The organism is Shewanella sp. 10N.286.51.B2 (assembly GCF_041469265.1).
Taxonomy (GTDB): Bacteria; Pseudomonadota; Gammaproteobacteria; order Enterobacterales; family Shewanellaceae; genus Shewanella.
In genome coordinates, this window is sequence record NZ_JBFRKH010000120.1 from 1 (window position 1) to 1,509 (window position 1,509).

At 43.1% G+C, this 1,509-nt stretch carries 1 protein-coding gene; it reads left to right on the forward strand.

The annotated features are described in order from the left end of the window. On the forward strand, window positions 1–1,509 hold a 1,509-nt coding region (locus tag AB4140_RS19665), incomplete at both ends, for a tetratricopeptide repeat protein (RefSeq protein WP_372002319.1).

Here is a 1,509-nt window from a genome sequence, read left to right on the forward strand (position 1 = left end):
AGCGAAGCTATAGCGCTTGATGAAAAGGCGTTGGCTATTCGTGAGGCATATTACCAACAAGCAGCAGATGTGTGGGCAGAATACTACACCACAAGCCTAGCTAATCTGGCATATTCTTATCGGAAAAATAACCAAGTAAGCGAAGCTATAGCGCTTGATGAAAAGGCGTTGGCTATTCGTGAGGCATATTACCTGCAAGCAGCAGATGTGTGGGCAGAAGACTACACCACAAGCCTAACTAATCTGGCATCTTCTTATCGGAAAAATAACCAAGTAAGCGAAGCTATAGCGCTTGATGAAAAGGCGTTGGTTATTCGTGAGACTTATTACCAACAAGTGCCTGATGTATGGGCGAAAGGCTACACTACGAGCCTAAATAACCTGGCATCTTCTTATCAGCAAAATAACCAAGTACGTGAAGCCATAGCGCTTCAAGAAAAGGCGTTGGCTATCCATGAGGCATATTACCAACAAGCGCCAGATGTGTGGGCAGAAGACTACACCACAAGCCTAACTAATCTGGCATTGTCTTATCTGCAAAATAACCAAGTGCGCGAAGCTATAGCGCTTGAAGAAAAAGCGCTGGCTATCCGTGAAGCTTATTACCAACGAGCAGCAGATGTGTGGGCGAAAGGCTACAATACGAGCCTAATTAACCTGGCATTTTTATATTCAAAAAATAACCAAGTACGTGAAGCCATAACGCTTCAAGAAAAAGCGTTGGCTATCTGTAAGGCATATTACCAACAAGCGCCAGATGTGTGGGCAGAAGACTACACATCTGGCCTAAATTACCTGGCATCTTTTTATCAGCAAAATAACCAAGTACGTGAAGCCGTAGCGCTTCAAGAAAAAGCGTTGGCTATCTGTGAGGCTTATTACCTGCAAGCACCAGATGTGTGGGCAGAAGACTACACATCTGGCCTAAATAGCCTGGTATCTTCTTATCAGCAAAATAACCAAGTACGTGAAGCCATAGCGCTTCAAGAAAAGGCGTTGGCTATCTGTGAGGCTTATTACCAACAAGCACCAGATGTGTGGGAAAAATACTACAACATAAGCCTAACTAATCTGGCATCTTCTTATCAGCAAAATAACCAACTGAGCAAGGCTATAGCGCTTAAAGAAAAAGCGTTGGCTATCTGTGAGGCTTATTACCAGCAAGCGCCAGATGTGTGGGCAGAAGACTACACAACTAGCCTAAATAACCTTGCTTTTTCTTATCAGCAAAATAACCAAGTGTGCGAAGCGATAGCGCTTCAAGAAAAGGAGCTGATTATAGGTGAAAATTATTATCAGCAAGCGCCAAATGTCTGGGCAGATAAGTATACAACTAGCTTAAGTAAACTTGCTTTTTCTTATCAGCAAAATAACCAAGTGCGCGAAGCGATAGCGCTTCAAGAAAAGGCGCTGGTTATAGGTGAAGATTATTACCAGCAAGCGCCAGATGTGTGGGCAGAAGACTACACAACTAGCCTAAATAACCTTACTTTTTCTTATCAGCAAAAT